At 41.0% G+C, this 575-nt stretch carries 1 protein-coding gene; it reads left to right on the forward strand.

Going from position 1 to position 575, the window contains the following annotated elements; genetic code table 11:
- Positions 1 to 47: 47 nt before the first annotated feature.
- Positions 48 to 575: glycosyltransferase (locus tag J1785_RS00385; protein ID WP_338020329.1), on the forward strand; the 528-nt coding region annotated here is incomplete at its 3' end.

Raw genomic sequence — 575 nt, forward strand, 5'->3', positions numbered from 1 at the left:
ATATCGTTGACTTTCCCTACTCAAAGGAACCTTTAAGGGAAATTCCGGTGGTTTTATTTGCAAGCAGATTATTATGGAGCAAAGGACTTACTGACCTTATTAATGTAAAAAATAGCCTCCATCTCGAGGGCGTTGAATTCACTCTCAATGTTGCCGGAATACCCACGCCCAATGATCCTGATGCTATCCCCCTTGGTTTTCTTGAAGAGGCGCATAACAAAGGAGAGATAAACTGGCTTGGGAAATGTGACGATATGAAAGAGTTGATTAAAGACGCTAATATTGTCGCACTTCCCTCTGTTTATCCTGAAGGAATACCGCGTATTCTTTTGGAGGCAAGTTCTGTCGGACGCGCTATAATTTCATATAATGTCGGTGGTTGCAGCAGTCTGATTGAAAACGATGTAAACGGATTTATTATTGACAAAGGCGATATTAACGCTCTGGCCGGGTGTTTAAAGCATTTAGTCATAAATGCGGATGTGAGAGGCAGAATGGGGGAGAATGGGCGACAACTGATAGAAGGGAAATTTTGTTCTACAATAATTACAAAAGATACCGTTAATCTTTATGGT

The sequence above is a fragment of the Rahnella perminowiae genome, assembly GCF_019049755.1.
Classification (GTDB): domain Bacteria; phylum Pseudomonadota; class Gammaproteobacteria; order Enterobacterales; family Enterobacteriaceae; genus Rahnella; species Rahnella perminowiae.